The organism is Mesorhizobium sp. M0052 (assembly GCF_040323255.1).
GTDB lineage: Bacteria > Pseudomonadota > Alphaproteobacteria > Rhizobiales > Rhizobiaceae > Mesorhizobium.
In genome coordinates this window covers 102,260-128,124 of sequence record NZ_JAMYUS010000016.1, presented here as the reverse complement: position 1 = coordinate 128,124, position 25,865 = coordinate 102,260, and the positions used below count along the sequence as shown (strand labels likewise).

General features: G+C 61.9%; 27 protein-coding genes and 1 pseudogene. 11 read left to right on the top strand and 17 right to left on the bottom strand.

Annotation, left to right across the window (positions count from 1 at the left end; all coding sequences use genetic code 11):
* Nucleotides 1-88: 88 nt before the first annotated feature.
* From NKJ77_RS21740 to NKJ77_RS21720, 5 genes and pseudogenes are all read right to left on the bottom strand, one after another.
* Complete coding sequence (locus tag NKJ77_RS21740; protein WP_352535744.1) at nt 89-559, bottom strand: GFA family protein; 471 nt, start codon at nt 557-559, stop codon at nt 89-91.
* A gap of 161 nt (nt 560-720) precedes the next feature.
* The gene (locus NKJ77_RS21735) at nt 721-1,014 is read right to left on the bottom strand and encodes a hypothetical protein (protein WP_023734282.1); all 294 of its coding nucleotides are present in this window, start codon (nt 1,012-1,014) and stop codon (nt 721-723) included.
* A 28-nt stretch (nt 1,015-1,042) separates the two neighbouring features.
* Nucleotides 1,043-1,195 carry a Thivi_2564 family membrane protein gene (locus NKJ77_RS21730; RefSeq protein WP_352535743.1) on the bottom strand — a complete coding sequence of 51 codons (153 nt, stop codon included), beginning with the start codon at nt 1,193-1,195 and terminating at the stop codon, nt 1,043-1,045.
* Nucleotides 1,196-1,375: 180 nt separating this feature from the next.
* Nucleotides 1,376-1,717 (bottom strand): annotated as a pseudogene (locus tag NKJ77_RS21725) (FUSC family protein); the annotation flags it as partial.
* A 105-nt stretch (nt 1,718-1,822) separates the two neighbouring features.
* Nucleotides 1,823-2,272, bottom strand: coding sequence for a hypothetical protein (locus NKJ77_RS21720; RefSeq protein WP_352535742.1), 450 nt, complete (start codon nt 2,270-2,272; stop codon nt 1,823-1,825).
* On the opposite strand from NKJ77_RS21720, the gene NKJ77_RS21715 reads away from it, so the two are divergent.
* Complete coding sequence (locus NKJ77_RS21715; RefSeq protein ID WP_352535761.1) at nt 2,211-2,414, top strand: HWE histidine kinase domain-containing protein; 204 nt, start codon at nt 2,211-2,213, stop codon at nt 2,412-2,414. The genes NKJ77_RS21720 and NKJ77_RS21715 overlap by 62 nt on opposite strands.
* 294 nt (nt 2,415-2,708) lie before the next feature.
* On the opposite strand, the gene NKJ77_RS21710 is transcribed toward NKJ77_RS21715, so the two are convergent.
* Nucleotides 2,709-3,035: a hypothetical protein gene (locus NKJ77_RS21710; RefSeq protein WP_023730432.1), complete on the bottom strand. Its 327-nt coding sequence runs from the start codon at nt 3,033-3,035 to the stop codon at nt 2,709-2,711.
* Nucleotides 3,036-3,308: 273 nt separating this feature from the next.
* Here NKJ77_RS21710 and NKJ77_RS21705 point away from each other — a divergent pair, with 273 nt between their 5' ends.
* Nucleotides 3,309-3,545 carry a hypothetical protein gene (locus NKJ77_RS21705; RefSeq protein WP_023671471.1) on the top strand — a complete coding sequence of 79 codons (237 nt, stop codon included), beginning with the start codon at nt 3,309-3,311 and terminating at the stop codon, nt 3,543-3,545.
* Nucleotides 3,546-4,311: 766 nt separating this feature from the next.
* Nucleotides 4,312-5,538 carry an anion transporter gene (locus tag NKJ77_RS21700; RefSeq protein ID WP_352535741.1) on the top strand — a complete coding sequence of 409 codons (1,227 nt, stop codon included), beginning with the start codon at nt 4,312-4,314 and terminating at the stop codon, nt 5,536-5,538.
* 99 nt (nt 5,539-5,637) lie between these two features.
* Here NKJ77_RS21700 and NKJ77_RS21695 read toward each other — a convergent pair whose 3' ends face one another.
* Complete coding sequence (locus NKJ77_RS21695) at nt 5,638-6,228, bottom strand: TetR/AcrR family transcriptional regulator (protein WP_352535740.1); 591 nt, start codon at nt 6,226-6,228, stop codon at nt 5,638-5,640.
* An 81-nt stretch (nt 6,229-6,309) separates the two neighbouring features.
* On the opposite strand from NKJ77_RS21695, the gene NKJ77_RS21690 reads away from it, so the two are divergent.
* Entirely contained in the window at nt 6,310-7,194 is an 885-nt protein-coding gene (locus NKJ77_RS21690; protein ID WP_023832807.1) for a crotonase/enoyl-CoA hydratase family protein, read from the top strand.
* Here the strand turns inward: NKJ77_RS21690 and NKJ77_RS21685 are convergent.
* The 5 genes from NKJ77_RS21685 to NKJ77_RS21665 all read right to left on the bottom strand — a co-directional run bounded on the left by NKJ77_RS21685 (nt 7,170) and on the right by NKJ77_RS21665 (nt 11,388).
* Nucleotides 7,170-7,481 (bottom strand): cupredoxin domain-containing protein, encoded by a 312-nt coding sequence (locus NKJ77_RS21685; RefSeq protein ID WP_023832808.1) that lies wholly within the window; start codon nt 7,479-7,481, stop codon nt 7,170-7,172. The two genes, NKJ77_RS21690 and NKJ77_RS21685, sit on opposite strands and share 25 nt — an antisense overlap.
* A 10-nt stretch (nt 7,482-7,491) precedes the next feature.
* On the bottom strand, nt 7,492-8,016 hold the full coding sequence (locus tag NKJ77_RS21680; RefSeq protein WP_352535739.1) for a DUF4142 domain-containing protein: 525 nt from the start codon (nt 8,014-8,016) through the stop codon (nt 7,492-7,494).
* Between the two features lie 115 nt (nt 8,017-8,131).
* Nucleotides 8,132-8,800, bottom strand: a complete 669-nt coding sequence (locus tag NKJ77_RS21675; RefSeq protein WP_031195951.1) for an RNA polymerase sigma factor — start codon at nt 8,798-8,800, stop codon at nt 8,132-8,134.
* 38 nt (nt 8,801-8,838) lie between these two features.
* Complete coding sequence (locus tag NKJ77_RS21670) at nt 8,839-9,993, bottom strand: HPP family protein (protein ID WP_023684330.1); 1,155 nt, start codon at nt 9,991-9,993, stop codon at nt 8,839-8,841.
* A gap of 225 nt (nt 9,994-10,218) precedes the next feature.
* A complete protein-coding gene (locus tag NKJ77_RS21665; RefSeq protein WP_023832810.1) occupies nt 10,219-11,388 on the bottom strand; it encodes a cystathionine beta-lyase in 1,170 nt (389 codons plus the stop codon).
* A gap of 458 nt (nt 11,389-11,846) precedes the next feature.
* On the opposite strand from NKJ77_RS21665, the gene NKJ77_RS21660 reads away from it, so the two are divergent.
* The 5 genes from NKJ77_RS21660 to NKJ77_RS21640 all read left to right on the top strand — a co-directional run bounded on the left by NKJ77_RS21660 (nt 11,847) and on the right by NKJ77_RS21640 (nt 16,940).
* Nucleotides 11,847-12,875, top strand: coding sequence for an amino acid ABC transporter substrate-binding protein (locus NKJ77_RS21660; protein ID WP_023671480.1), 1,029 nt, complete (start codon nt 11,847-11,849; stop codon nt 12,873-12,875).
* A gap of 62 nt (nt 12,876-12,937) precedes the next feature.
* The gene (locus NKJ77_RS21655; RefSeq protein ID WP_023671481.1) at nt 12,938-14,125 is read left to right on the top strand and encodes an amino acid ABC transporter permease; all 1,188 of its coding nucleotides are present in this window, start codon (nt 12,938-12,940) and stop codon (nt 14,123-14,125) included.
* 4 nt (nt 14,126-14,129) lie between these two features.
* A complete protein-coding gene (locus tag NKJ77_RS21650; protein WP_031195954.1) occupies nt 14,130-15,287 on the top strand; it encodes an amino acid ABC transporter permease in 1,158 nt (385 codons plus the stop codon).
* Between the two features lie 84 nt (nt 15,288-15,371).
* Nucleotides 15,372-16,175, top strand: coding sequence for an amino acid ABC transporter ATP-binding protein (locus NKJ77_RS21645; protein WP_023671483.1), 804 nt, complete (start codon nt 15,372-15,374; stop codon nt 16,173-16,175).
* 99 nt (nt 16,176-16,274) lie between these two features.
* Complete coding sequence (locus NKJ77_RS21640) at nt 16,275-16,940, top strand: TIGR02117 family protein (RefSeq protein ID WP_352535738.1); 666 nt, start codon at nt 16,275-16,277, stop codon at nt 16,938-16,940.
* A gap of 222 nt (nt 16,941-17,162) precedes the next feature.
* Here NKJ77_RS21640 and NKJ77_RS21635 read toward each other — a convergent pair whose 3' ends face one another.
* Together NKJ77_RS21635 and NKJ77_RS21630 are read right to left on the bottom strand one after the other, a co-directional pair.
* Complete coding sequence (locus NKJ77_RS21635) at nt 17,163-18,401, bottom strand: FAD-dependent monooxygenase (RefSeq protein WP_352535737.1); 1,239 nt, start codon at nt 18,399-18,401, stop codon at nt 17,163-17,165.
* A gap of 19 nt (nt 18,402-18,420) precedes the next feature.
* The gene (locus NKJ77_RS21630; protein WP_031195957.1) at nt 18,421-18,666 is read right to left on the bottom strand and encodes a zinc-finger domain-containing protein; all 246 of its coding nucleotides are present in this window, start codon (nt 18,664-18,666) and stop codon (nt 18,421-18,423) included.
* Between the two features lie 232 nt (nt 18,667-18,898).
* Between NKJ77_RS21630 and NKJ77_RS21625 the strand changes: the two genes are divergently transcribed.
* Entirely contained in the window at nt 18,899-21,091 is a 2,193-nt protein-coding gene (locus NKJ77_RS21625) for an RNA degradosome polyphosphate kinase (protein ID WP_023700662.1), read from the top strand.
* Complete coding sequence (ppx, locus tag NKJ77_RS21620) at nt 21,091-22,623, top strand: exopolyphosphatase (RefSeq protein WP_023697723.1); 1,533 nt, start codon at nt 21,091-21,093, stop codon at nt 22,621-22,623. Before NKJ77_RS21625 ends, ppx begins: the two co-directional genes overlap by 1 nt.
* A 262-nt stretch (nt 22,624-22,885) precedes the next feature.
* Here the strand turns inward: ppx and NKJ77_RS21615 are convergent, their stop codons facing one another.
* The 3 genes from NKJ77_RS21615 to fumC form a co-directional block, all read right to left on the bottom strand.
* The gene (locus tag NKJ77_RS21615) at nt 22,886-23,293 is read right to left on the bottom strand and encodes a DoxX family protein (RefSeq protein ID WP_023712732.1); all 408 of its coding nucleotides are present in this window, start codon (nt 23,291-23,293) and stop codon (nt 22,886-22,888) included.
* 136 nt (nt 23,294-23,429) lie between these two features.
* Entirely contained in the window at nt 23,430-23,852 is a 423-nt protein-coding gene (locus NKJ77_RS21610; RefSeq protein ID WP_023671490.1) for a DoxX family protein, read from the bottom strand.
* Between the two features lie 248 nt (nt 23,853-24,100).
* A complete protein-coding gene (gene fumC / locus NKJ77_RS21605) occupies nt 24,101-25,498 on the bottom strand; it encodes a class II fumarate hydratase (protein ID WP_023832815.1) in 1,398 nt (465 codons plus the stop codon).
* Nucleotides 25,499-25,865 lie beyond the last annotated feature (367 nt).

Below are 25,865 nucleotides of genomic sequence, written 5' to 3'. Positions count from 1 at the left end.
CGGGTGAAATGTTGTCGGACCCGGTCCTGTCGGCATCGGGCGGTTTCGAGAACGATTTCCTGCCTGCCGGCTGTCTGCGCCGCTCGCGCTAGGCCGACTTGCGTTGCGGCAAGCTAGACGGCGTCTCGACACCGTCAGAAATCGGTTCGGCTGTCCGGTTTGTCGGCTCGTCATTGACCCAGTCGTGCTCGAATTGCCGGGCAGCAGGCAAGGGTTGCAACCAGTGCTCACGGCGATTGACCCAGAGTTCATAGCTGGGCTCCAGCCCTTCGGTGGGCACCTCATCGAGGCTGCCAATTGTCACTTCCACCTCATTCTCCCGAACCAAAGGCACCCGGCCGCCGCAGGTGGGACAAAAACTTCTGTCGCCGTAGCTGTTGACGATACCCGTCGTTTCGAACGCCTCGAGCGGCCACACTCCAAACGTCGAAAAAGCCGACCCGCTAGCCTTGCGGCAGTCCTTGCAATGGCAAAGGCCAATCCGAAAGGGATCTCCCGTCACCGAAAACTGGATGCCGCCGCACAGGCAGCTGCCGCTCCGCCTTGTATCATTGGGCATGACCGCTCCTCCATCTGGTTGGGCATCACACCGCTACATCTTGCAGCGCCATGCGCACAATCAATTCACGCGCGGCGCAAGGGTTCCATGTCGCCTCGCGCAATGCATCGTCTGAACCCGGGAGCGCCATGGCAACGACCGCCGCAAGGCTGCTGGATATGTCAGTTCGGGAAATCGAACACCGGTTCCCGGCACCAATAGACACGGCACTGGCCATCACGTGTCGGAACGGAGGCAGCGACCGGCACCTCCGGCCAGTCGCACTCGTTGCCGTATTGGCGGACATAGCGATCGTAAGTATTCCGGCCGGTCGTCAACACCGCCGAGTGATGGCTCTGGATCAGGCGCTGCGTCTCCTCGCAGGTCATCGAACGCGTGTCGGGTCGGGCGTAGGCCGTGCTTGTCGCGACAAACAACGCCGTTCCGATGATCCCTGCGATTGCTTGTGATGTCATGGCGATCCATATCCTAAAATACTGCCAGCTATTTCAACAGCGAAATAATGCCGATAATGATGACAACGATCTGCGCGATCTGCCTCGTGCGGCCATCGAGCGGCAGACGCTGGACGAGATAGAGCACCAGGATGATCACCAGGAAAGTGATTAGAATGCCGATAAGTACCGATGAAGCCATGTCCCTCACTCCGTCTGGCTACGTCTGAGAAGAGTACGCAGCGGCAAACGCTCTGGCCCTTGATTGGTTCCTGTCGATGCGAAGCCATCGGGAACGTAAAGGCTGCGAAACAGCGTTCCGCGGCCTTTGAAGCTGAACGCCGATCAGGGCCTGTTTGCCGCAATGGTTGTCGTTTGCCACGCAGACGATGCCGAGCACGATCTCGGCGCAGCGCGCGACAGCGAGATCGACGATCACATGCGGCTGGCCGAAAGCCGGCAGCCCAATGATCATCGCGGTATAGCCGGCAAGTGCGGCGCTATAGGCTTCCGGATTGCGCAGCAGCGACGAAACCAGCGTGCACAGCCCAATCCAGACGGACAGCGCCGTGACCAGCAGCCAGGGATTGGTGCCGAAAACCGAGGTGATGCCGATCGCCGCAAGTCCACCGGCCAGCGTGCCGAGCAGCCGGTAAAAACCTTTCGCCAGCACCATGCCGGCGACCGGCTGGGCGACGATGAAGACCGTCATCATCGCCCATTGCGTCGGCGACACAGTTCCAGGCAACTTGTTGCTGGCCTCAGGCGGGGCTAACGGGAGAACCGCCTCGGGTTGACGAGCTTCCGACAAAGACGGCCGCATCACGTTCTACAACGAGGCCGCTGCCGACGTTTGGGGCATCGTCCGGTCATTGGCCGAGACCTGTGGTGCGGTTCGTGAAAACTCCGTCACCTCGATGGTCGGCCGATGGCGCATGCTGAGTGCCCGATGGCCGTTTCCATGGTTGAAGGAAGCGATATCCCGTAGGACCAGGCCATTGCAGAGCGGCCGGACGGCGAACTTATTCCGTTTAGAGCCCAACCACGCCTGCTCCGCGACGTATCGGGCGAAATTGTCGGCGCCATCAACAGCTGCTTGATCTGCGCACGCAAACGCAAGCCGACGAAGCCCGCATCCGGTCATCATTTCGATGATCTGTGAGACGAGCAAATCGGCGGGCAGTCCGGCGACATTCCTCGAACAGGTGCGATAGCGCATCTCGGCGCTTTCGCAATCGCACGATCTCCTGGTCGACGCCGTATGGCGCGGCGCCAGCATCGGCGACCTGCTCAAGGCGCAACTCAAAGCTTTCGCGGCGCAGGACCGTTTGTCGGTGGCCGGGCCTGTGATCACACTTCGCCCGAATGCCGTGCAGTATCTCGGCATCGCTTTCCACGAACTGGCCACCAATTCCGCATAGAGCACTGTCACGTCACGGCGGACGAGTCGAAATCGAATGGGATACGGCGCCGGCAACCGACGGCACCGATACCTTTAGCTTGATCTGGCGTGAATTGGGTGGGCCGAACCTGAGTGGGACGACGCGCCGCGGTTTTGGCTCCGTCGTGCTCAAGCGGGTTGCACCACAAGCGCTTAGCGGCACCGGACAACTAAAATTTGGGGAACAAGGCGTTGTCTGGACGCTCAAGGCGCCGCTGCGCTCGGTCCAAATCTCTCTCGCGGATTTTTGTCGATTGAAAGAGCGGGTCGCGCCTTAGGACAATCCCAGCAGGGGAGCGGTTTGGCCGCCTGTGGTGTCGGAATTGCCGATGCCAGGCAGTTCGTGCTTATCGTCGGCAACCGAAGTCAATCTCCCCGCCTCGACGGAGGTCAGTCCGTCCAACTCCATCACCGCGCCGTAGAGTTGGGCCGTCTGCATCACAAGCCGCTCGACATCTTCAAGGGCGACGTTCTCGTCCAGGTTACGCAATCGTATGTCCTCGGCAACCACCGCAATATTGACCATTCCGCGCGAGCGCAGCGCGCCCAGGACCCGTGAATTGAGATCCTCCCGTAGCCGAGCCGAATATCCGTAGCGCATGGAAACCTTCCTTTCAGGAGCCGGTTGTCCCGTCGTGGTCAAGATGCGCCAACGACCTTCAGATGGCAAGAAGAATATAAAATATTCTTGAGTAATCAAGTAGTTAGCAGACTGCGCGGGTTGTGCTATCGGCGTGTCTTCCTCATCGTTGGTCTTCTATGTGAGTCACCCATCAGCCTCTCTTGACGCGCTGCACGGGGACCCCTAGCTATACTGCAATTGAGACACATACTAACTCACCATATTTTTTGGTCTTGACGGTTGGAGGCGCGAATGGCCGAGCTGGAACGACCCGAGCGACTGCAGATCATGCTGACAGCCGAGGAATTGGCTGCCTTGGAAAACTGGCGCTTCGAAAAGCGCATGCCAAGCCGGTCCGCGGCGGTGCGGGAACTGCTGCGGCGCGGCTTGGATGCGGATGGATTCCTGACTGCGGGACAAGGAACTAAGTCTCAGGACTTTGGAATTCTGGGCAGCAGTGTGACTGGCGACGGCCAGTCGGGCGAGTAATCCGACGGCGGTTAGCCAACAATCGCTTTTTCTGGAAGTGCCGCTACCAATTTATTGCAGTGGCGGAAACGCAAAGCGGGTCGGCTCTCGGCAGGGTACTGGTCTCAGCAGGGTACTCTTGGCGTATGGTTGCAAAGCCCGCTCCGGTTCGCCGGAGCGGGCTTTTTGCGTTTTCCGAACAGGAAATGGTCGCGATCGCTTTCAGATACGCTCAAGGTTCTCTTCGCACTCCATGCACGTGACGCTGTGACCGGGGCACCTGAGCCGGTGTGTTCCTCCAGGGCAGCAATGGCCGTTCGAGCTCGCCCACCGGGCACAGACAAACACCTTGCGGGTTCCGTGGCATTGTGGACATTCTATCGGACGCGCCAGCAGAGCCTCGTTTTCCGAGACACGGCATTCCCTCTCAAGAACCTGGACCATCTGAAACCCCAAGGCCGAAATACGGCTAAGCTATCCATACCCGGAAAGCCTAAATTAGAATTTAATCACATAGATCACGAGCCTTCCGAGGGGGAAGTTTCGCGGATGGCGATCTCAGTCCGCCGCAGTCCGCCGCGCGTGTCTCATTCCCAATTTCGGCCGTCTCAAGATCAAGCTCCGGTTGCTCCCGGCATCGGTCGACCCGCGATTTTGCCCACCGATTTTCGCATTCGGATCGTTATAGGCTTTCGCTTTGCTGGAGCGGCGTTAAAGCTGCCCGGCAAATGCCTGAGCGGGAACAGTCCGTTCCTGCGTCGGTTCGTTTGGACAAGGATGTCTGCCAATGACATTGATGGGCGCAGCGGCACTTTTGATCCTTGTCCTGACTTATGCCGGCGTCGCAGTCGGGCGTATTCCAGGCCTCCGTCTCGACCGGGCAGGGATCGCCTTGCTGGGGGGGGCGGCGATGATCGCCATCGGCGCACTCAGTATGGAAGATGCCTATCGCGCCATCAATTTCGACACCATTACGCTGCTGCTCGGGATGATGATCGTGGTGGCGCATCTGAAGGTGTCCGGCGCCTTCCGGGCGCTTGGCGCCTACGCTATCGAGCATGCGCACGCGCCTTTCGTGCTGCTGGTGATGGTGACGCTGTTGACCGGCGTGTTGTCGGCGTTCCTGGTCAACGACGCCATCTGCCTGGTCATGGCGCCGATCGTCGTCCACGTCACCCGTGTTATCAATCGCAATCCCATTCCCTATCTGATCGCCACCGCCACCGCGTCCAACTGCGGCAGCGTCGCTACCATCACCGGCAACCCGCAGAACATGGTCATCGGCGCGCTGTCGGGAATTCCCTACCCAGCCTTTTCGGCCGCCCTGGCGCCGGTTGCCCTCTTCGGCCTCGTCGCGGTCATCGTCATCGTGCGCATCGTCTACCGCGCCGAATTCGCCCGCACCGCCGATCTCAACCCGGAAGTCTATCGCGGCCGCATGCTGCCGGGACAGGTGCTGAAGGCGGTGGTTGTCTGCATTGGCCTGGCCATCGCCTTCTTCGCCGGCGTTCCGGTTGCCAAGGCAGCGCTCATCGGCGGCGCCATCCTGCTGCTCACCCGCGCCATCAAGCCGGCACGCATTTACCGCGAGATCGACGGCCCGCTGCTGTTCATGTTCGCCGGCCTGTTCATCGTTGTCGCCGGCGCCGAAAAGACGCTGCTGACGCCCGACATCATCGCCTCGGCCAAGAACCTCGGGCTGGACGACGTCTGGCGTCTATCGGGCTTCACCGCGGTGCTCTCCAACTTCATGAGCAATGTTCCGGCCGTGCTGGCGCTGCGGCCATTCATACCCGGCCTTGAAAACCCCGGGCGTGCCTGGCTGGTGGTGGCGATGAGTTCGACGCTGGCCGGCAACTTCACCTTGCTTGGCTCGGTCGCCAACCTGATCATCGCCGAACAGGCGCGGGCGGCCGGCACGCAGCTGTCCTTCTCAGCCTTCTTCAAGGTCGGCCTGCCGCTGACGCTGCTGACCCTTGCCGTCGGCACGGCATGGCTGGCGGCTGGATTCTAGAGCAATTCCAGGAAAAAGTGTGAAGCGGTTTTTCGGTCCGGAATTGCGTCAAAACAAAGAGATAGCGTGTTTCGCCGTCTCCATTAAACGGTGAACGCTCTAGCGGATAGTCGCCGACCCTGACCTTGCCCGAACCAGCGTTGCAGCTGCATGTCCGGCGGCCTCGACATAGTCGGGGTTGCGGTGGATCAGCATGATCGAGAACGCGCCGTCCATCAAAAGCACGATTTCGCGCGCCAGGGTCCGCGGCTCGTCGACGCCGTGGCCTGTGAGTTCGCCGGCCAGCCAGGTCTCGAAATTCTGCTTATGCCGCGCCCCCGCTTTAACGGCCGGGTGTCCGGGCATGGAAGCGAGTTCGGCTGCCGTGCGCAGAAAGCCGCAGCCTCTCCATTTCGGGTGCTTCGCCACGCGCGCCAGATTGGTGAAAATCGCCTCGACCTTGCGCTCGACATCGCCTTCGGCCGTCTCGAACCAGCCGGCCATCTGCTTGAGGTTCGGCTGGTCGCGACCGTCGAGATAGGCCGCGATCAAATCGTCCTTGCTCTTGAAATGATAGTAGAGCGTGCGCTTGGTCAGCCCGGCTTTTTCCGCCACTGCATCGACGCTGACGCGGCCGATCCCCTCGGCATAGAACAGCTTCGTTGCGGCATCGACAATGCGTTTGCGGGTAGCGCTTAGTGCTTCGCTCATACGCAAGTATACCGACTAGTGAATATACATACAACCGAAAGCCTGATCCTCTCCGTCGACAAACACAGGGAAGGAAAAGACATGACCGAGCTTGTGCTCACCGAGGCCCGCAACGGGATCGCCATCCTCACACTTAATCGGCCGGAAAAGCTCAATGCCTTGAACTATGCGCTGATTGATCGCCTGCTTGCGCTCCTCGATGCCGCCGAGACCGACGACGCCATCCGCGCCGTCATCCTCACTGGAGCAGGAGAGCGCGCCTTCTCCGCCGGCGGCGACATCCATGAATTCTCAGGCAGCGTGGCCATCGGCGTCGACGTTGCCCTGCGCGACTTCGTCATGCGCGGACAGCGGCTGACGGCAAGGCTGGAGGCATTCCGCAAGCCCGTCATCGCCGCCGTCAACGGCATCGCCTTCGGCGGCGGCTGCGAGATCACCGAAGCCGTGCCGCTCGCTATCGCCAGCGACCGCGCCTTGTTCGCCAAGCCTGAGATCAACCTTGCAATGCCGCCTACTTTCGGCGGCACGCAGCGGCTTCCGAGACTGGCAGGGCGCAAGAGGGCGCTCGAGCTGCTGTTGACCGGCGATTGGTTCCCGCCGCCCCGCGCCGTCGAACTCGGCCTCGTCAACCAGGTGGTGCCGCATGAGGAGCTGATGCCCGCCGCAATTGATCTTGCCCGGCGCATGACCAGACATTCTCCTGCAGCAATTGCCTCGATCCTCACAGCAGTGGCGAGGGGCCTGAACCAGAGCATCGCGGAAGGCTTGGCTGTCGAGGCCGAGCAGTTCGCCCGCATGGCTCCGACCGCTGATCTGCGCGAAGGGCTGGATGCCTGGATCGCACGGCGCCAGCCGGGCTGTGACGGCTCGTGGACACACATCACCCGTCCGGATGAAGCCAGGCGAGCCTCAACGCAGCAGGACGGGCTTGCGGACCGGGATCAAGGCGCCGTCACGGCCACATGACCTTTCATGTTGGGGTGGAAGCGGCAGAAATATTCGACCGCTTCCGCCTTCCGCAGGGTCAGGCTCGCTGTTGTCTTCGGCGGGATCATCACTTCCCAGCCACCCTTGACGGTAGCCGTATGTGCGAACACGTCCTTGTTCACCCACTTGATCGTGTCGCCGACCTTCGCGTCGACGGTGGCCGGCGAAAAGACAAGTTTGTTGATGGTGACCTGGATGGTTTCGGCCTGCACGGGTGAGGTCCCGAAGACCAGCGCCAGTGCAATCCACAGCTGCCGTTTCGACATAGCCTGGTCCTTACTTCAGCATACCTGCAACATGCTCGGCGTGCTGTTCATGGCCCTGGAAAATCTTCAGGCCGGTCTCCAGCAGGCTCTTCAACTCGGTATTACTGGCCGATGGGATCAAAAGGGTTTCAAGCGCGCCGTCGACCTGTTTGTGGTAGGCGATCTCGTTGTCGACATAGGCTTTGTCAAAGGCTGCGCCGTCGAGTTTGGCGAGCTTCGCCCGCTCCTCGGCCGCAGCCTTGGTCAGCGCCTGGCTGGTTGCGTTGTCTTCCGGCGTCACCTTCAGCTTCTTTACCAGTTCCAGTGCCTGCGCGTTGACCGCTTCGTGATCGCGCACCATGTCGTTGGCGAAATCCACGACCTCCTTGGTCTTCGATTTCTTGATCGCCTGCTTGGCGGCTTCCACATCGATGACGCCTGCCGTGTAGGCGATGTGGGCGATCTGCGGGTTCGTCGGCTTGTCGGCGGCTTGTGCGAGCGGGGCAGCGCCAAGCAGCAGCAAGGCAGCGAGGGCGGCGGTGTGTCGGGTAACCATGGCATCTCCTTCGCCCGGACGCGGGATCGCGCCGGGCCGTGTTTTTCAGTTGACGGTCATTGGATGCGCAGCGGCGGCAAACGTTCCCGGGGAAATCGGCCAAATCAGCCGATGATCAGCTCTCCAGGCCGAGCCGCTGCATGACGGCGCTGGTCAGCCTGTCGCAGCGCCGGCCGGCAAACGGGAAGGCGTCGAGCAGCACCGGCCCGATCTGGTCGTCGAGTGCCTTGCGTACCAGGGCGCGGGCGCGGTGTAGCCTTGTCTTGACGGTTTCCGGCCGCACGCCAAGCAGCTCGGCGGTCTCCTCGATACTGAGCCCCTCGATAACCCGCGCCACGAACACCGTCCGATAAACATCGGGTAGGCTGTCGGTCGCCCGTTCCACCAACTCGAGGATCTGCCGCTGCGCCATCGTCCGCTCCGGATCGTCGCTGGGATTGAGGGGGAACTGGATGATTTCGGCTTGCGGGTTTTTCGCCACCGTCCGCCGCCTTTTGCGCAGACGACCGAGCGCCTCGTTGATGACGATGCGCGACAGCCAGGTGGCCAATGAGGACTCCCCGCGAAAGGCATCGAGATGGGCAAAGGCTCTGACATAGGCCTCCTGGACGATGTCCTCGGCTTCGGCATCGTTGCGCACCACCCCGCGAGCGATGCGATAGAGCCGCTGATTATGGGTCTTCATGATGATGCAGAAGGCGTTGCCTTCGCGTGCCAGCGCGCGGCGCACGAGAAGCATCTCGCTTGAAGCAGCCGTGGGCATTGGTAAAGACATAGCAGGCATGGCCAGTTCCTCGATCCAATCCCCGTCCGAAACCTCGATCAAGACATTGGATGACATCGCCGGCAAAAGGTTCCCGGCCATTTTCGCCCGGCTCCGACGGCGCCTAGAAATACTGCTTCCGCCAGCGGCTTGTCAGCAGCCTGCACTCGCGCCGTGGCCGCAAGCAGGTCGGTCTGCGTGATCAGGCCAAGGATGCGGCTGTCCCCGTCCAAGATGATGACTGCATGGGTGCGGCCGTCGGTGAGCACCGGTAGCAGGGCCATGGCGGGCGTACCGGCGGCGGCGGTCGACGCTGTCGAGGTAACGCTTCCGACGGCTTCGTCGGCTCGCGCCAATTCCCTTAATCCAACGGTGCCGACCAGCCTGGCGTCCTTGTCTACAACCGGCAGCGTGCGGATATTGTGGTCGAGCAGCAGATGACGCGCCCGATCGGCGGACGCGTGTTCATCGACCGAAATCACGTCGCACGACATGATGTCCTCGCACAACATGGTTCGGTGTGCGCGCATCGTCGCTTGCAGTTCGACCTGTCGCAGCAGTTGTTCGAGATCGTTGCGGTCGATGTCGAAGGTCTCGTCGAGCGCAGCCAGCGCGGCATCGATGTCCTCGGCCCGGAAGCCGATGCGCTCCTGAGCCGGCGGATCGCTGGTTCCGTGCGTGCTTTTCGGGGCAGGGGCCGGCACATGCGGGTAGCTGCGTCGCGACAGCCTGTGGAAAGCATAGCCGAGCGCGACCAGCATCATGGAGTTCAGCGCCACCGGCACGAACGGAAACAGGAAGCCGGCACCGATCACGGCCGGCCCGCCGAGCACGGCGGTCAGTGCGGCGGCTCCGCCCGGCGGATGCAGGCAGCGCGAGAACGACATGGCGGCGATCGCCATCGCCACGGCAATGCCCGTGGCGAGAACGGGCTGATGGACGAAATGGGCCACGATCACGCCGACCAGCGCCGATATTGTATTGCCGCCGATGATCGACCATGGCTGAGCCAGCGGGCTTGCAGGCACCGCGAACAGCAGCACCGCCGACGCCCCCATCGGCGCCACCAGCAGCGGCACATGCGGGCCATTGCCAAGCACCAGCGCGCCGATCGCGCCGGTCAGCGCAATGCCGATCATCGCCCCGATGCAGGCGATGAGGCGCTCGCGCAGCGTCGCGCCGGCGAGAATGGGGACAAAGAGACGAAAGGCCATGGCAAGCTCAGTCCGGCTGGAATTGTGCGCGCAGCGCCTGCAATGGCGTTGGCCCGACGATTTTGAAAGTCAAACCGATCCGAAAAAGCGCACGTTGGGGAAATAACATTGCGCTTGGTCGACCCATGAGCGGGTTGCGAGGTCGATCGTCCTACGAAAGTCGCTCGCCAATCCTTTCAACGGGTTAAGCCGGCTAGCGGAATCAGCTTGGCAAGTTTGCTGGTGTCATGCCGCAGCGGCCGCTTCCAGCCCGCGCAGGATATCGGCCTCGAGGTCCTCGACATCCTCAAGCCCGATCTGCAGCCGGATCAGCGGGCCGTCATAGGGGCCCTTGGCGACGGTACGGTCGCCGAGGAAGACCGGCACGGCAAGGCTCTCATAGCCGCCCCAGGAATAGCCGAGACCGAAGATTTTCAACGCATCGAGGAAGGCATGCTGCTGTCTCTGGCCGCCGCCTTTGAGCACGATGGAAAAGATGCCGCTCGAGCCGGAAAAATCACGCTTCCACACCGCGTGGTCGGGGTGGCTGGGAAGCGCCGGGTGCAGCACGCGGGCCACGCCGGGCTGGCCTTCAAGCCAGGTGGCAATCGAAAGCGCGCTCTTTTGATGGTGATCCAGCCGAACGCCCATCGTGCGCAGGCCGCGCAGGACTTGGTAGACGTCGTCGGGGCCGGCGCAGCAGCCCATCGTGTAGAACGTCTCGCAAAGCTGCTTCCAGCAGTTGGCATTGGCAGACACTGTGCCCAGCAGCACGTCCGAATGCCCGGCCGGATATTTCGTCGCCGCATGGATCGAGATATCGACGCCGTGGTCGAGCGGACGGAAATAGAGCGGCGTTGCCCAGGTGTTGTCCATCATGACGATGGCGCCCGTTTCATGCGCCGCCTTGGCGATCGCCGGAACGTCCTGCACCTCGAAGGTGTTGGAGGCCGGTGATTCCGTAAACACGACTTTGGTGTTCGGCTTGATCAAGCTGGCGATGCCGGCGCCGGCATGCGGATCGTAATACTCGACCTCGACACCCAGCCGCTTCAGCATCGTGTCGGCGAAATTGCGGGTCGGATGGTAGACGGAATCGACAATCAGGATGTGATCGCCTGCCGAGAGAAACGCCAGCAACGGGACGGTCACCGCCGCCAGGCCCGACGGCACGATTATTGTGCCGGCGGAGCCTTCCAGCGCGTCGATCGCATGCGCCAACGCATCGGTGGTCGGCGTGCCGCGTGTGCCATAGGTGTATTTCTGGCTGCGCGCCGCCATCACCGACGCATTGGGATAGAGCACGGTCGAGGCATGCACGATCGGCGGATTGACGAAGCCGAAATAGTCGTGCGGATTGTTGCCCGAATGGGCAAGCCGCGTGTTGATACCCATTTCGTTGCCGTCAGTCGCCATTGCTCTTCGCCTTGTGGTGAAAGCGCTAGCCATAGAGCGGCGGCATTGGCCGTGCAACAGCGGGCGCCCGCCACGCGGTGCCCTTTGCATAGGCCAATTCCCCTATGAATAGTCTGGAACGCGTGGCAATCCAGAGCCGCGGATTTCATGAGTGGATGTGGATTAGCGTCGACGGACTTTGCCGTTTTTGTTTGCGGGGCTTGCTGCTTTCCTGAGGGTGTTGTCCGCAATTCAGGCATTTGCGGCAATTGGTTTTCAAAGCTGTCGTGAAACGGTCATTTCCCTTGACCCCACAGAGATAATCGCCTTCGATGCAGTTCGTGAATGGGAGGGGCCGGGCGTCGGTTACGACGCGAGGTTCCGGAATGAGCCGGATGGGAGCCGGGTTCACGCGGGAAAAGATCAGGATTTGCCTGAGGATCAGGGTTTACCTGAAAACAGAAAAGGGTCTGTGGGTTATGAAACATATTGCAATTGGCATTCTCGGTGCCGCTGCGCTTGGATGGATGGCTTCGGCCGCGTCGGCGACAACGCTCGATACCGTCAAGGCGAAGGGCTTCATCCAGTGCGGTGTCTCGACGGGCCTGGCCGGCTTCTCGGCGCCTGACGACAAAGGCGATTGGAAAGGCATCGACGCGGATTTCTGCCGCGCTGTCGCTGGTGCAGTCTTCGGCGATGCCTCCAAGGTCAAGTTCACGCCGCTCAGCGCCAAGGAGCGCTTCACCGCGTTGCAGTCGGGCGAGATCGATCTCCTGTCGCGCAACACCACATGGACCATCAATCGCGATACCGCGCTTGGCCTGAACTTCATCGGCGTCACCTATTATGACGGCCAGGGTTTCATGATCAACGCCAAGAAACTGCCTGGCGTCAATTCGGCGCTGCAGCTTTCAGGTGCGGCAGTCTGCGTGCAGAGCGGCACCACCACCGAGCTCAACCTCGCCGATTACTTCAAGGCGAACAAGATGGAGTACAACCCGGTCGTCTTCGAAAAGCTGGAAGAGGTCAACGCTGCCTATGACGCCGGCCGCTGCGACGTCTACACCACCGACCAATCCGGCCTCTATGGCATCCGCCTGACGCTGAGTGCGCCGGCCGACCATGTCGTGCTGCCCGAGATCATCTCCAAAGAGCCGCTCGGCCCCGCCGTACGCCAGGGGGACGACCAGTGGTACCATATCGTCAAGTGGACCTACTTCGCCCTGTTGCAGGCAGAGGAACTGGGCATCACCCAGGCCAATGTCGAAGAGATGAAGACCTCGGATAATCCGGAGATCAAGCGCGTGCTCGGTCAGGAAGCCGAAACCAAGATCGGAACCGACCTTGGCGTGAGCAATGACTGGGTCGTCAACATCGTCAAGGCAGTCGGGAATTACGGTGAGATGTTCGAGCGCAATGTCGGCACCGGCAGCCCGCTGAAGATCGCGCGCGGCATCAATGCGCTGTGGACCAAGGGCGGCCTGCAATACGCACCGCCGATCCGCTGATCGAAATGTGATCCGGAAGGCAGATCATCTGCCTTCCGGTTTCTCTTTCCAGGGGATGAGCAATGGCATCGCAGGAAGTTCTTCGCGAGGAGCCGAGCCGCGGTTCCTTCATCAACGATCCGAAAGTCCGCGGGTTTTTCTTCCAGGCGGTGGTTGTCATCTTGCTGGTGGCGGGCGTCTGGTGGATCGTCCACAACGTCATCGTCAACCTGCAGCGCCTGCATATTACTTCCGGTTTTGGCTTCCTGAACAACCGAGCAGGCTTTGACATTCCAGTCAGGCCCATCGCTTATGATTCTGATTCGACCTATGGCCAGGCCATTGTCGTCGGGCTTATCAACACCATTATAGTCGCCGTTGCCGGCATTATCACCGCGACCATCATTGGCTTCATTGTCGGCGTCGGCCGGTTATCGCGCAACTGGCTGGTTCGCAAGATTTGCACGGTCTATGTCGAGGTGTTCCGCAACATCCCGCCGCTGCTGGTGATCTTCTTCTGGTATTCAGGCGTGCTCGCGGTACTGCCGGCGCCTCGCGACAGTTTCAATTTGCCGTTCGGCTCTTTCCTCAACCAACGCGGTTTCTATTTTCCGCGCGCTATCTGGGGCGACGGCTCCTGGCTGATGTTTGTCGCCTTGCTTGTCGGCATCGCCATGGCGTTTTTTGTCGCGCGCACGGCACGCCAGCGGCAAATGGCAACCGGCCAGCAGTTTCCCGTATTCTGGACTTCGGCGGCGCTGATCGTCGGCCTGCCGCTCCTGGCCTATGCGCTGAGCGGCTTTCCCTTGAGCTTCGACTTTCCAAAACAATCGACCTTCAACCTGACCGGAGGCTTTCAGATCGGGCCGGAGTTCCTGTCTCTTTATTTGGCGCTGTCCTGTTACACGGCTTCCTTCATCGCCGAGATCGTGCGCGCCGGCATTCTCGGCGTCAGCAAGGGTCAGACCGAAGCGGCTGGCGCCTTGGGGCTACGGCCGGGATCTATCCTGCGGCTTGTCGTCGTTCCCCAAGCCATGCGGATCGTCATCCCGCCGCTGACCAGCCAGTATCTCAACCTGACCAAGAACTCGTCGCTGGCCATTGCCATCGGTTACCCCGACCTGACGGCGATCGCCGGCACAGTGCTGAACCAGACCGGTCAAGCGGTCGAGGGCGTGCTGATCATGATGGTCGTCTATCTCATCATCAGCCTGGTGACGTCGGCGGTGATGAATGTGGTCAACGCCAGGATGGCGCTGGTGGAGAGGTAAGACCATGCAGGAACATGATACCTCCTGGGTGCGGACCGAAATGGCACTCGCTCAACAAGCCCCGGCCGGCGTGCGGGGGCCTTTGGCCTGGGTTCGCAAGAACCTGATCGGTTCGGTGGGCGACGTCATCCTGACTGTAGTGGCTATTGCGCTGGTGATGATGATCGTGCCGCCCATCGTCAACTGGGCCTTCATCAACGCCCAGTGGACGGGGCCGGACCGGACTGTATGCGCCACGGTGGCGCAAGGCGGCATCCAGCCGGACGGCTGGTCAGGCGCCTGCTGGGCCTTCGTCAACGCGAAGTTCGGCCAGCTGATGCTTGGCCGCTATCCCCTGGAAGAGCGCTGGCGGCCGATCCTGGTCGCCGTCCTGTTCGTGGCGCTGCTGGTGCCGTTGCTGATGCCACGCGTGCCGCGCAAGGGGTTGAACGCCATTCTTCTATTCCTGGCACTGCCGATCATCGCGTTCGTGCTCCTGGTCGGCGGCATCTTCGGCCTGCCGCATGTGGAGACCCAGCTATGGGGCGGGCTGCTGGTGACACTGAGCCTGTCCTTTGTCGGCATTGCCGTGTCGCTGCCGATGGGCATCGTGCTGGCGCTCGGCCGGCGCTCCAAGATGCCGATCGTCAAGACACTGTGCGTGGTCTTCATCGAGTTCGTTCGCGGCATCCCGCTGATCACCGTTCTGTTCTTTGCCAGCGTCATGCTGCCGCTGTTTCTGCCCGCTGGTGTTTCGTTCGACAAATATCTCAGGGCGCTGATCGGCGTCTCGCTGTTTGCCGCCGCCTACATGGCCGAAGTGGTGCGCGGCGGCCTGCAGGCGATCCCCAAGGGCCAGTATGAGGGGGCGGATTCGCTTGGCCTGGGCTACTGGCAGAAGATGGTGCTGATCGTGCTGCCGCAGGCACTGAAGCTGGTCATCCCCGGCATCGTCAATACCTTCATCGGTATGTTCAAGGACACAAGCCTCGTCATCATCATCTCGATGTTTGACCTGCTTGGCGTCGTCAAGCAGAACTTCTCGGACGCCAATTGGGCGACGCCACAGACCGCGAGATCCGGTCTCATCTTTGCAGCCTTCGTCTTCTGGCTGTTCTGCTTCGGCATGTCGCGCTATTCGATGTACACGGAACGCCGGCTCGACACCGGCCACAAACGTTGATGCATGTCGCCCAAAAGTGTTTAGCGGTTTTGGGACAACGACATGCATCATAGCTAAAAGACAGAACAAAAAGGGGAACCTGCCATGGTCATAGAAAACGCCGTCAGCGCCGAAGAGATCAAGGTCGATGCCAAGAAGATGCACATCTCGACCACCGATGTCGCAATCGACATCATCGGCATGCACAAATGGTATGGCGAGTTCCATGTGCTGAAGGACATCAACCTCAAGGTGATGCGCGGCGAGCGCATTGTCATCTGCGGTCCTTCGGGCTCGGGCAAATCGACCATGATCCGCTGCATCAACCGGCTGGAAGAGCACCAGAAGGGCAAGATCATCGTCGACGGCAAGGAACTCACCAACGATCTCAAGAAGATCGACGAGGTGCGCCGCGAGGTCGGCATGGTGTTCCAGCACTTCAACCTGTTCCCGCATCTGACCATCCTGGAGAACTGCACATTGGCACCGATCTGGGTGCGCAAGACGCCGAAGAAGCAGGCCGAGGAAATCGCGATGCACTTCCTCAAGCGCGTCAAGATCCCCGAACAGGCCAACAAATATCCGGGCCAGCTGTCGGGCGGCCAGCAGCAGCGCGTGGCGATCGCGCGTTCGCTGTGCATGAACCCGCGCATTATGCTGTTCGATGAGCCGACCTCGGCGCTCGATCCAGAAATGATCAAGGAAGTGCTGGAGACGATGGTGGGCCTGGCCGAGGAAGGCATGACCATGCTGTGCGTCACCCACGAAATGGGCTTTGCCCGCAAAGTCGCCAACCGGGTGATCTTCATGGATCAGGGCCAGATCGTCGAACAGAACACGCCGGCCGAGTTCTTCGACCATCCGCGCCACGAGCGCACCAAGCTGTTTCTGTCGCAGATCCTGCACTGAGCATTTTCATGCGAAGCAAAAGAGCCCGGCTGCAATGCGGCCGGGCTCTTTTGCTATCTGGGGTCGATCTTCTCCATTGAAACGCAAAGCCGCCGCCGCATGAGAAAAGCCCTGCGTTTCCTGGCCATGCTGATTATCGTGGTCGCGCTCGCTGCCACGCTCGGCACGCTGGTGCCGCGTCCGCTGTGGCCGGCGTCAGCGGCGGGTGAGGGCACGCGCCATATTCTGGTGCTGGAGAATCCGATCCACACCGACATCGCCATTCCCGTCGATGACGAGGTGCGCCGGCGCTTCCATTTCCTGGTCGCTGCCGGCATCCCCGTCGACGCCCCAGAAGTGCGCTACATCGTCTTTGGCTGGGGCGGCCGGGCCTTCTATCTGGAGACGCCGAGCTGGTCGCAGCTGAAGGCAGTGCCCGTCCTCAAGGCGCTGACACTGGACGCCTCGGTCATGCATGTCGATATCGCCGGGACCATCGCCGAGCCGCACCGTGCTGTCACCGGTTTCGACATCGATGAGGAGCATTTTGCAGCGCTGCTCGACTATATCGACGCGAGTTTCCAGCAAAGGCCGCATGGTCCGGTCGTCATCGAGAACGCCGCCTATTCCAGCTTCGACCGCTTCTTCGAGGCGAACGGCCATTTCAACGCGCTTGTCGGCTGCAACACCTGGACAGCCGCCGGCCTGCGCACCGCCGGCCTGCGCACCGGCTGGTGGAACCCGCTGCCGGCCTCGCTGGGCTTGTCGATGCGGTTTTATAACTAGCAGTCCTTCATCGCATCGCGACAGTGTTGGATCTTTTGAAGTCAGCGGGACAGCACCCCCCTCTGGCCTGCCGGCCATCTCCCCCGCAAGGGGGGAGATCAGCCGTTTTGCCCGCGGCGCTCCTGCTGCAACGCCGGCGATTTTGGCGAAGGCGCCGGCGACATCCAATCTCCCCCCTTGCGGGGGAGATGTCCGGCAGGACAGAGGGGGTGGGAAGGATCGCTACGTCGACGATCTAGACTGCCGAGTGTCCGCTCGCCATCCATAGAGCCAGTCGAGGTCGGCGGCGAGCTTGTCGGGCGAGCGCATGGCCAGGAACAGATTGCGGGCGATCGCCACCGGGCCGGCAGCATGCCAGGCGAGGCGGTTTACGGCCCCACGACGCGCGGCCTTGGCGACACGCGGCCGCCGAAGATTTTCCCAGATTTGAAAACTTCTGGGCAGATCGCCAGGGAAATCGGCGATAGCGTCGGCAAGCGTGATGGCATCTTCGATCGCCATCGCGGCACCTTGCGCCGCAAACGGCGTCATCGCGTGCGCGGCGTCGCCGATCAGCGCGATGCCCTGCGGGCTTGTCCACCGCTGTTGTTCGACGGTGTGGATCGGAAAGGCCGTCCATGGGCCGGCCAGTGCCACAAGCTTCGTCAGGCCCGGCGCGGTGCCGCGCAGGGCAGCCGTGAGGATCGCGGGATCGGCATGGCCCGACCAACCTTCGGCCATGCGCTCACCCTTGGTGAAGGCCGCGAGATTGAAGGCCCGGCCTTTGCTGACGGGATAGGCGACCATGTGGAAGCCTGGATGCAGGAACGTGGTGACGCAGTCGGCGGCGCCGATCGCGGCAAAGGCTTCTCCGGCCGCACCGTCGGCTGCGATTGTAGCCCGCCAGGCGAGTTCGCCCGAAAAACGGCTTTTGACGAAGTCCTCGCCTGCGAGTTGCGCCCGGACCGCCGACCAGACGCCATCGGCGCCGATCAGCAGTTTGCCGCGTGCCTCGATCTCGCGGCCGTCCACTTCGGCGGTCACGGCGACATATTGCGCGTCTTTGACGATGCCGGTCGCGCGGGCGCCGGTGACGAGCTCAATCTGCGGCCGTTCAGCCATTTGCGCCAACAGCGCTGCCTGCAGATCGGCGCGGTGGGCGACGAGATAAGGCGCCTGCCAGCGCGCTTCGGCGGCTTGCCCAAGCGGCACCCGCGCCAGTTCACGCAGCGTCGCTGCATCCTTCAGCACCACCGCTTCGGGCCGCGAGGCTGCCGGCAGCAGCCGGTCGAGAACGCCGAGCTTTCCAAGGATGCACGTCGCATTGGGCGAAAGCTGGATGCCCGCGCCGGCCGCTTCGAGGTGCTGTGCCTGTTCGATCAGCTTTACGGAATAACCTCGTCCGGCGAAGGCAAGGGCGGCGGTCAGCCCGGCGATGCCGGCCCCGGCGATTATGACCTGCCGGGACCTGATGTCTTCCATCGGGCTTGTCGCGGAAGGATCAGGCGGCCTGGTCGATATAAAGGCAACCAGCCGGCAGCGTTTCAGTCGCCCTCAGCTTCGCCGAATAGCGGTAGAGCGTCGAGCAATAGGGGCAGACCTTTTCATCGTCGTCGCCCATGTCGAGGAACACATGCGGGTGGTCGAAGGGCGGGTTGGCGCCGGTGCACATGAATTCCTTGACGCCGATGTCGATTGCCGGATGGCCCGCATCGTTCTGGAAATGGGGAATGGAACCGCCTGCCATCATCGTCTCCTTGATCTCGTCGAAAAGCATCTGGAACATAACAGGCCTGTTTGCAAGATCGTTGAAATGAAACTGTCGCAAAAGCCTGTCAGAGGATACGTTGAGCCGGTTAAGTGCATGTCCCTGAAATCGGAACGGTTTTCGCCGAAGGGTCATGCGCCACAAAAGCGTGTTAGAGGCATGGCACGTCCAGCGGCGCTCCAAGGACGGTTGGCGGGGAAGAGCAGGAACCATGAACGAACTGAAGCCGGTGCAGAGCGAATTCATCAATGTCGAGGTGGCGAGCCCCGAGGGCGGCAACCCCGATCGGTTCGTCAACCGTGAGTTCTCCTGGCTGCAGTTCAACCGGCGTGTGCTCGAGGAATCACAGAACGAGCACCATCCGCTGCTCGAACGCGTCCGTTTCCTGTCGATTTCGGCCGCCAATCTCGATGAATTCTTCATGGTCCGCGTCGCCGGCCTTGCGGGCCAGGTGCGCGAAGGCATTGCGCTCAAGAGCCCCGACGGCCGCACGCCGGAGCAGCAGCTGGAACAATTGCTGCGCGAGGTCGAGCGGCTGCAGGAGGACCAGCAGAACAGCCTTTCGGCGCTAATGTTGCTGCTCAACAAGGAAGGCATTGAGAGCATCACCCGCGATGCACTGACCAAGGATGAAAAAGTCTGGCTGGAAGACCATTTCCAGGACCAGGTTTTCCCGGTGCTGACTCCACTGTCGATCGACCCGGCGCATCCGTTTCCGTTCATTCCCAATCTCGGCTTCTCGATGGCGCTGCAATTGCGCCATCGCAAGAATGGCGAGGAGATGAGCGCTCTTCTGCGCCTGCCGGTGGCGCTGAAGCGCTTCATCCGTCTGCCCGACCGCAAGCAGCACGTTCGCTTCATTCCGTTGGAGGAGGCTGTCGGCCTCTATATCGGCAAGCTGTTCCCCGGCTATGAGGTCAAGGGTTCCGGCACCTTCCGCATCATCCGGGACAGCGATATCGAGGTCGAGGAAGAGTCGGAAGATCTCGTGCGCCTGTTCGAGACGGCGCTGAAGCGGCGCCGCCGCGGTTCGGTCATCCGCATCGAATTCGACAAGTCGATGCCCGGCGAATTGCGCGAGTTCGTCGCCGGCGAGCTTGGCGTCTCTTCGAGCCGCATCAGCGTTCTGACCGGCCCGCTGGCGCTCAGCCAGATTTCCGAGATCGTCGCCGTGCCACGCGACGACCTGAAGTTCACCCCCTACAATCCACGCTTTCCCGAGCGCATCCGCGAGCATGGCGGCGACTGTTTCGCGGCCATCCGCGAGAAGGACATCGTCGTCCACCACCCCTATGAATCCTTCGACGTGGTGGTCCAATTCCTGCGCCAGGCGATGGCCGACCCCGAGGTGGTGGCGATCAAGCAGACGCTCTACCGCACCTCCAACGACAGCCCGATCGTGCGCGCCTTGGTCGACGCGGCCGAGGCCGGCAAGTCGGTAACCGCCCTGGTCGAGCTCAAGGCGCGCTTCGACGAGGAAGCCAACATTCGCTGGGCGCGCGACCTCGAACGCGCCGGCGTCCAGGTCGTGTTCGGCTTCCTCGAACTCAAAACCCATGCGAAAATGTCGCTAGTAGTGCGGCGTGAGGACGGCAAGCTGCGCAACTATGTGCATCTCGGCACCGGCAACTACCATCCGGTGACCGCGCGCATCTACACCGACCTGTCCTTCTTCACCACCGATCCGACGATCGCGCGCGATGTCGCCCAGCTGTTCAACTTCATCACCGGCTATGCCGAGCCGACCGATGAGATGCGGATCGCCATCTCGCCGTTTACGCTGCGCAGCCGTATCCTCAAGCACATTGCCGACGAGGTCGCCTACGCGCTGGCTGGCCGTCCGGCGCGCATCTGGATGAAGATGAACGCGCTCGTCGATCCCAACATCATCGACGCGCTCTATGACGCCAGCCGTGCCGGCGTCGAGATCGATCTCGTCGTGCGCGGCATCTGCTGCCTGCGGCCGCAGGTGCCCGGCCTGTCGGAAAACATCAGGGTCAAGTCGATCGTCGGCCGCTTCCTCGAACACAGCCGCATCTACTGCTTCGGCAACGGCCATGGCCTGCCGTCGGACGAGGCGATCGTCTACATCGCCTCGGCCGACTTGATGCCACGTAATCTCGACCGCCGCGTCGAGACCATGGTGCCGATCACCAATCCAACGGTGCATGAACAGATCCTTGGCCAGATCATGCTGGGCAACATCATGGACAACCAGCAAAGTTTCGACGTATTGGCTGACGGAACCTCCCGGCGCGTCGTGCTGGAGGAGGGTGAGGAACCGTTCAACGCGCAGGAATATTTCATGACCAATCCGAGCCTGTCGGGACGGGGTGACGCGCTGAAGTCGCATGCGCCCAAGCGCATCGCGCAGTTCAAGCGTCGCAAGAAGAACACCGGCTGATGATTTCAACGTCCCAAGGCCGGCTGCAGGATCGCCGGCCGCTGTCCATCATCGACATCGGCTCGAACTCGATCCGCCTTGTCGTCTATGAAGGGTTGGCGCGCTCGCCGACCTTGCTGTTCAACGAAAAGATGCTGGCCGGCCTCGGCCGCGGCATCGTTTCGACCGGCAAGCTCGATCCCGAGGCGGTGACGCGCTCGATGGAGGAGTTTCGCCGTTTCCGCGCGCTCTCCGATCAGGCGGGTGCGGAGCACATGTTTGTGCTGGCAACGGCCGCGGCCCGCGAAGCGATCAACGGCCCCGATTTCATCCACCGCGCGCAAGATGTGCTCAAGACCGAGATCCGCGTGCTCACTGGCCGGCAGGAGGCGCATTATTCGGCGCTTGGCGTCATTTCGGGCTTCCACCCCGCCAATGGCATTGCCGGCGATCTTGGCGGCGGCAGCCTGGAGCTTATCGACATCAATGGCGAGGCGATCGGCGACGGCATCACACTGCCGCTGGGTGGCCTGCGGCTGCAGGACATGGCCAGGAATTCGCTCGCCCAGGCGGCAAAGATCACCCGCGACGAACTGGCGCGCGCCAAATTGTTGAAGGGCGGGCTGGGACGGCCCTTCTACGCCGTTGGCGGCACCTGGCGAAACCTTGCCCGGCTGCACATGGAAATGACCAACTACCCGCTTGGCGTCATGCACCACTATGAGATCGGTGTCGAAAGCGCCGCCAATTTCCTGAAGCAGGTGGCGAAAGGCGAGATCGAGAAGGTCAAGGGCATCGAAGGTGTGTCGAAGAACCGCCGTTCGCTGCTGCCCTATGGCGCGGTCGTGCTGCAGGAGATCATGGCGGCGATGCAGCCGTCGAAGATCATCGTCTCGGCATTGGGCGTGCGCGAAGGGTTTCTCTATTCGCTGCTCGACCCTGCCGAGCAGAAGGCCGATCCGCTGGTCTCCGCTTCGGAGGAACTGGCGCGGCTGCGGTCGCGCTCGGTCACCCATGCGCATGAGCTTGTCGAATGGACGGACAAGACCTTTGCCGCCTTCGGCATCGACGAGACGGAGGATGAGGCGCGCTATCGCCACGCTGCCTGTCTGCTGGCCGATATAGGCTGGCGCGCACACCCGGAATATCGCGGCAAGCAGTCGCTCAACATCATTGCCCACGCGTCCTTCATCGGCGTCGATCACCCCGGCCGTGCCTTCCTGGCGCTGGTCGGCCTGTTCCGCCACGAAGGCGTGTTCAACGATGCGGCGCCGGAAATCCGCGGCCTGGCGACGCCGCGCTATCTCGAGCGCGCCCGCATTCTGGCGGCGGTGCTGCGCGTCGTCTATCTGCTGACTGCGGCTATGCCCGGCGTCATGCCGCGGCTGAAATGGGAAAACCGCGGCAATGGCACGTTGGCGCTGGTGCTGCCGGCCTCACTTTCCGATCTTTACGGCGAACGCCCGGCCGGACGGTTGGCGCAACTGGCGCGGATCACCAACCGCCGTCTGGTGCTGGCGGTCGAGGGTGGGCAGAGCGTGTCGGTGAAGTAGGCGCGGCCTGACAGCAAAACCATGTCGTCGTCGGCCTCGCGTTCGAGCACCGGCTTCCTCAATCCGTCGCTGCTTCGCAGCGCCACCTCCCCCTCCGGAGGGAAAGGGAAGGGAGCCTCGTTGGAAAGGGTTGGCGGCAATAGGCTCGCGCCCTTCCTCTACCCCGTCGATCGGGGGAGAGGTGGCTCGACGAAGCCGAGACGGAGTGGGGGTCGACCTGGCACGGGCGTCGATGGTTCAACCGGGACGATATTTGACGATATCAGACCGCGGCGCGGCGCCCGTCGATCGACCAGGCCCCGGCGCCGGCCATGGCTAGCGCCAGGAATCCACCGGCGATGGCAATGTCCTTCATCAGCATCTGCTGGTGCAGGAAGGTGAGCATCGGGTCATCGCCGCCCTGGCCGTAGTGGCCGATGGAGCCTGCAACGATGCAGAAAGCGGCAAGAAGTATCGCAACGACCGGCGTCTGAAAGCCGACCAGTATCAAGAGACCGGCAATCAACTCGAACAGCCCGGTGCCCCAGGCGGCAAGCGTCGGCAATGGCATGCCGAGGCCGGCGAAATAGCCGGTCGTCCCGGCAATGTCGGCGAGCGCGTGGTAGCCGGAGGGAACGAGCAGGGCGGCGAGCAGCAGCCGGGAAATCAGAAGCAATGCATCGCGGGGCATGGTCATCTCCGTTGTCTGTCCGCCGGCTGTTCGAGACCGATCCTAGCAGGGATGGGACGCGTGCGCGCTTGGGCAGACAACGAAAAAGCGGCGTGGAAAATTCCACGCCGCTTTTTTCAGGCTTGGGAGGGAAAGCTCAGCCGCGCTTGGCGTCGATCGAGTAGGCGCCAGGGCCCGAGGAAGCCAGCAGCAGGAAACCGCCGGTGATGGCGACGTTCTTCAGGAAATGGATCATCTGGTTCTGGTCGGCCCAGCCGGTATGGGCGACAAAGGCCGAGGCGATGGTGAAGACCGCGAGCACCCAGGCGGCGATGCGGGTCTGAAAGCCAACGAGCACGGCAAGGCCGCCGAGCAATTCGATCAGGCCGACGACAATGGCCGTTATGGTCGGCACCGGCAGGCCCATGGCGCCGAAATAGCCGGCGGTGCCGGAAATGGCGGTGAGCTTGCCGAAGCCGGAAAGCAGGAAGATGGCGGCGAGCAGGATGCGGCCGAGCAGGATGGTGGTGGAGCTGTTGGACGCGATGCCGGCGCCGGCAGCGGAAGTGTTGATGGACATGGTGGCTCTCCGAAAAGGGTTGATGTCCCGTCAGATAGACCAAGCCGACTGTTCACCAAAGCCGCCCGTCCGGCGACACATTGTTCACAGGACGTACATTTCGGGATCGTTCGACCGACGCAAAATTCTTGTCGCGGCCAGCAGCGGCGGGAGCAAATTGTCCCGCCACAAAATTTGGATTTCTAGTTGACGCAATTCCAAAGAGGAAGGGCTGCGCGCTTCGAGGAAGGCACTTTCCCTGGAATCGCTTAACCCGGATGCGTCATGTCCTCCGGCCGCACCAGCCGGTCGTAGTCTGCCTCGCTGACCAGCCCGGTGGCCAGTGCTTCCTCGCGCAAGGTGGTGCCCTTCTTGTGCGCGGTCTTGGCGATCTTGGCGGCATTGTCGTACCCGATCGTCGGCGCCAGCGCGGTCACCAGCATCAGCGAGCGGTCGAGCGCGGTCTTGATGTTGTCTTCGCGAGCCTCGATGCCGACGACGCAATTGTCGGTGAAGGAGATCGAGGCGTCGGCCAACAACTGCACCGACTGCAGGAAGTTGTAGGCCATCAGCGGGTTGTAGACGTTGAGCTCGAAATGGCCCTGGCTGCCGGCGAAGGTCAGCGAGGCGTTGTTGCCGAACACCTGCACGCAGACCTGCGTCAGAGCCTCGCATTGGGTCGGGTTGACCTTGCCCGGCATGATCGAGGAACCCGGCTCGTTTTCCGGCAGCGACAGTTCGCCGAGGCCCGAGCGCGGGCCGGAGCCGAGGAAGCGGATGTCGTTGGCGATCTTGAAGAGGGCGGCGGCCGCCGCGTTGATGGCGCCATGCGAGAACACCATGGAATCATGCGCGGCGAGCGCCTCGAACTTGTTCGGCGCGGTGACGAAGGCGATGCCGGTGATTTCGGCGATGCGCGCCGCCACCGTTTCGGCAAAGCCCACCGGCGCGTTGAGGCCGGTGCCGACGGCGGTGCCGCCCTGCGCCAGTTCCTGCAGGCCGGGCAGCGTCATCTCGATGCGCTTGATCGAAGAGGCCACCTGCGCGGCGTAGCCGGAAAATTCCTGGCCCAGCGTGAGGGGTGTCGCGTCCTGCGTATGGGTGCGGCCGATCTTGATGATGTGGGCGAAGGCCTTCGTCTTGACCTCGAGCGCAGCGTGCAGATGCTTCAGCGCCGGCAGCAGATCGTGCACGATGCGCTCGGCGCACGCGATGTGCATGGCTGTCGGGTAGGTGTCGTTCGACGACTGGCTCATATTGACGTGGTCGTTAGGGTGCACCGGCTTCTTAGAGCCCATGACGCCGCCCAGAAGTTCGATCGCCCGGTTGGAGATCACCTCGTTGGCGTTCATGTTGGACTGCGTGCCCGAGCCGGTCTGCCAGACGACCAGCGGGAAATGATCGTTCAGCTTGCCGTCGATCACCTCTTGCGCCGCCTCGATGATCGCCTTGCCGACTGCCGGATCGAGCCGCTTCAACTCCATATTGGCTTCCGCCGCCGCTCGCTTGACGATGCCGAGCGCACGCACGATCGAGGCCGGCTGCTTTTCCCAGCCTATCCTGAAATTGCCGAGGGAACGCTGCGCCTGCGCTCCCCAATAACGGTCGGCGGCAACCTCGATGGGGCCGAACGTGTCGGTTTCGGTTCTGGTCCTGGCAGCGGTCACTTGTCTCTCCGACGATCGAATTCGGCAACGGCGTATCGCGTTGCACAATGGCCTTCAAGCAGAGATTGCGGCCGGCAGGCAGTAAATCGGTTGAAGCGGTAGCGCCGCCCTTCGGGATCCTGCACCCTCCACTTTCGTGTGAAGGAAATTGCTCCTCAGTGCGGCTTGATCCCATAAAGTGGACGGAAACTTGCGGATTTAGCTCGATAAGATCATGTCGAGCTGGCGGATTGCTCTACGCAAACTTCCCCCAGGATCAGCAATGCGCAATTCTCGTCTACATACGAGCGACGATGCCACACAAACTACCATCAGTGCCGGCGTCTCACTGGCAACAGCAGCGATGAGGTAGCTTATGCACTTGTCC

What these genes read in the sequence shown, in the direction of transcription:
- NKJ77_RS21735 (WP_023734282.1), bottom strand. Translation starts at nt 1,014, where the DNA reads ATGACATCACAAGCAATCGCAGGGATCATCGGAACGGCGTTGTTTGTC.
- NKJ77_RS21695 (WP_352535740.1), bottom strand. Translation starts at nt 6,228, where the DNA reads ATGAGCGAAGCACTAAGCGCTACCCGCAAACGCATTGTCGATGCCGCA.
- NKJ77_RS21670 (WP_023684330.1), bottom strand. Translation starts at nt 9,993, where the DNA reads ATGGCCTTTCGTCTCTTTGTCCCCATTCTCGCCGGCGCGACGCTGCGC.
- NKJ77_RS21635 (WP_352535737.1), bottom strand. Translation starts at nt 18,401, where the DNA reads ATGGAAGACATCAGGTCCCGGCAGGTCATAATCGCCGGGGCCGGCATC.
- NKJ77_RS21640 (WP_352535738.1), top strand. Translation starts at nt 16,275, where the DNA reads ATGAGAAAAGCCCTGCGTTTCCTGGCCATGCTGATTATCGTGGTCGCG.
- NKJ77_RS21740 (WP_352535744.1), bottom strand. Translation starts at nt 559, where the DNA reads ATGCCCAATGATACAAGGCGGAGCGGCAGCTGCCTGTGCGGCGGCATC.
- NKJ77_RS21675 (WP_031195951.1), bottom strand. Translation starts at nt 8,800, where the DNA reads ATGCCTGCTATGTCTTTACCAATGCCCACGGCTGCTTCAAGCGAGATG.
- NKJ77_RS21625 (WP_023700662.1), top strand. Translation starts at nt 18,899, where the DNA reads ATGAACGAACTGAAGCCGGTGCAGAGCGAATTCATCAATGTCGAGGTG.
- NKJ77_RS21660 (WP_023671480.1), top strand. Translation starts at nt 11,847, where the DNA reads ATGAAACATATTGCAATTGGCATTCTCGGTGCCGCTGCGCTTGGATGG.
- NKJ77_RS21710 (WP_023730432.1), bottom strand. Translation starts at nt 3,035, where the DNA reads ATGCGCTACGGATATTCGGCTCGGCTACGGGAGGATCTCAATTCACGG.
- NKJ77_RS21650 (WP_031195954.1), top strand. Translation starts at nt 14,130, where the DNA reads ATGCAGGAACATGATACCTCCTGGGTGCGGACCGAAATGGCACTCGCT.
- NKJ77_RS21690 (WP_023832807.1), top strand. Translation starts at nt 6,310, where the DNA reads ATGACCGAGCTTGTGCTCACCGAGGCCCGCAACGGGATCGCCATCCTC.
- NKJ77_RS21615 (WP_023712732.1), bottom strand. Translation starts at nt 23,293, where the DNA reads ATGCCCCGCGATGCATTGCTTCTGATTTCCCGGCTGCTGCTCGCCGCC.
- NKJ77_RS21700 (WP_352535741.1), top strand. Translation starts at nt 4,312, where the DNA reads ATGACATTGATGGGCGCAGCGGCACTTTTGATCCTTGTCCTGACTTAT.
- NKJ77_RS21630 (WP_031195957.1), bottom strand. Translation starts at nt 18,666, where the DNA reads ATGGCAGGCGGTTCCATTCCCCATTTCCAGAACGATGCGGGCCATCCG.
- NKJ77_RS21645 (WP_023671483.1), top strand. Translation starts at nt 15,372, where the DNA reads ATGGTCATAGAAAACGCCGTCAGCGCCGAAGAGATCAAGGTCGATGCC.
- NKJ77_RS21705 (WP_023671471.1), top strand. Translation starts at nt 3,309, where the DNA reads ATGGCCGAGCTGGAACGACCCGAGCGACTGCAGATCATGCTGACAGCC.
- NKJ77_RS21720 (WP_352535742.1), bottom strand. Translation starts at nt 2,272, where the DNA reads ATGCTGGCGCCGCGCCATACGGCGTCGACCAGGAGATCGTGCGATTGC.
- NKJ77_RS21680 (WP_352535739.1), bottom strand. Translation starts at nt 8,016, where the DNA reads ATGGTTACCCGACACACCGCCGCCCTCGCTGCCTTGCTGCTGCTTGGC.
- NKJ77_RS21610 (WP_023671490.1), bottom strand. Translation starts at nt 23,852, where the DNA reads ATGTCCATCAACACTTCCGCTGCCGGCGCCGGCATCGCGTCCAACAGC.
- NKJ77_RS21730 (WP_352535743.1), bottom strand. Translation starts at nt 1,195, where the DNA reads ATGGCTTCATCGGTACTTATCGGCATTCTAATCACTTTCCTGGTGATC.
- ppx (WP_023697723.1), top strand. Translation starts at nt 21,091, where the DNA reads ATGATTTCAACGTCCCAAGGCCGGCTGCAGGATCGCCGGCCGCTGTCC.
- NKJ77_RS21655 (WP_023671481.1), top strand. Translation starts at nt 12,938, where the DNA reads ATGGCATCGCAGGAAGTTCTTCGCGAGGAGCCGAGCCGCGGTTCCTTC.
- NKJ77_RS21685 (WP_023832808.1), bottom strand. Translation starts at nt 7,481, where the DNA reads ATGTCGAAACGGCAGCTGTGGATTGCACTGGCGCTGGTCTTCGGGACC.
- NKJ77_RS21665 (WP_023832810.1), bottom strand. Translation starts at nt 11,388, where the DNA reads ATGGCGACTGACGGCAACGAAATGGGTATCAACACGCGGCTTGCCCAT.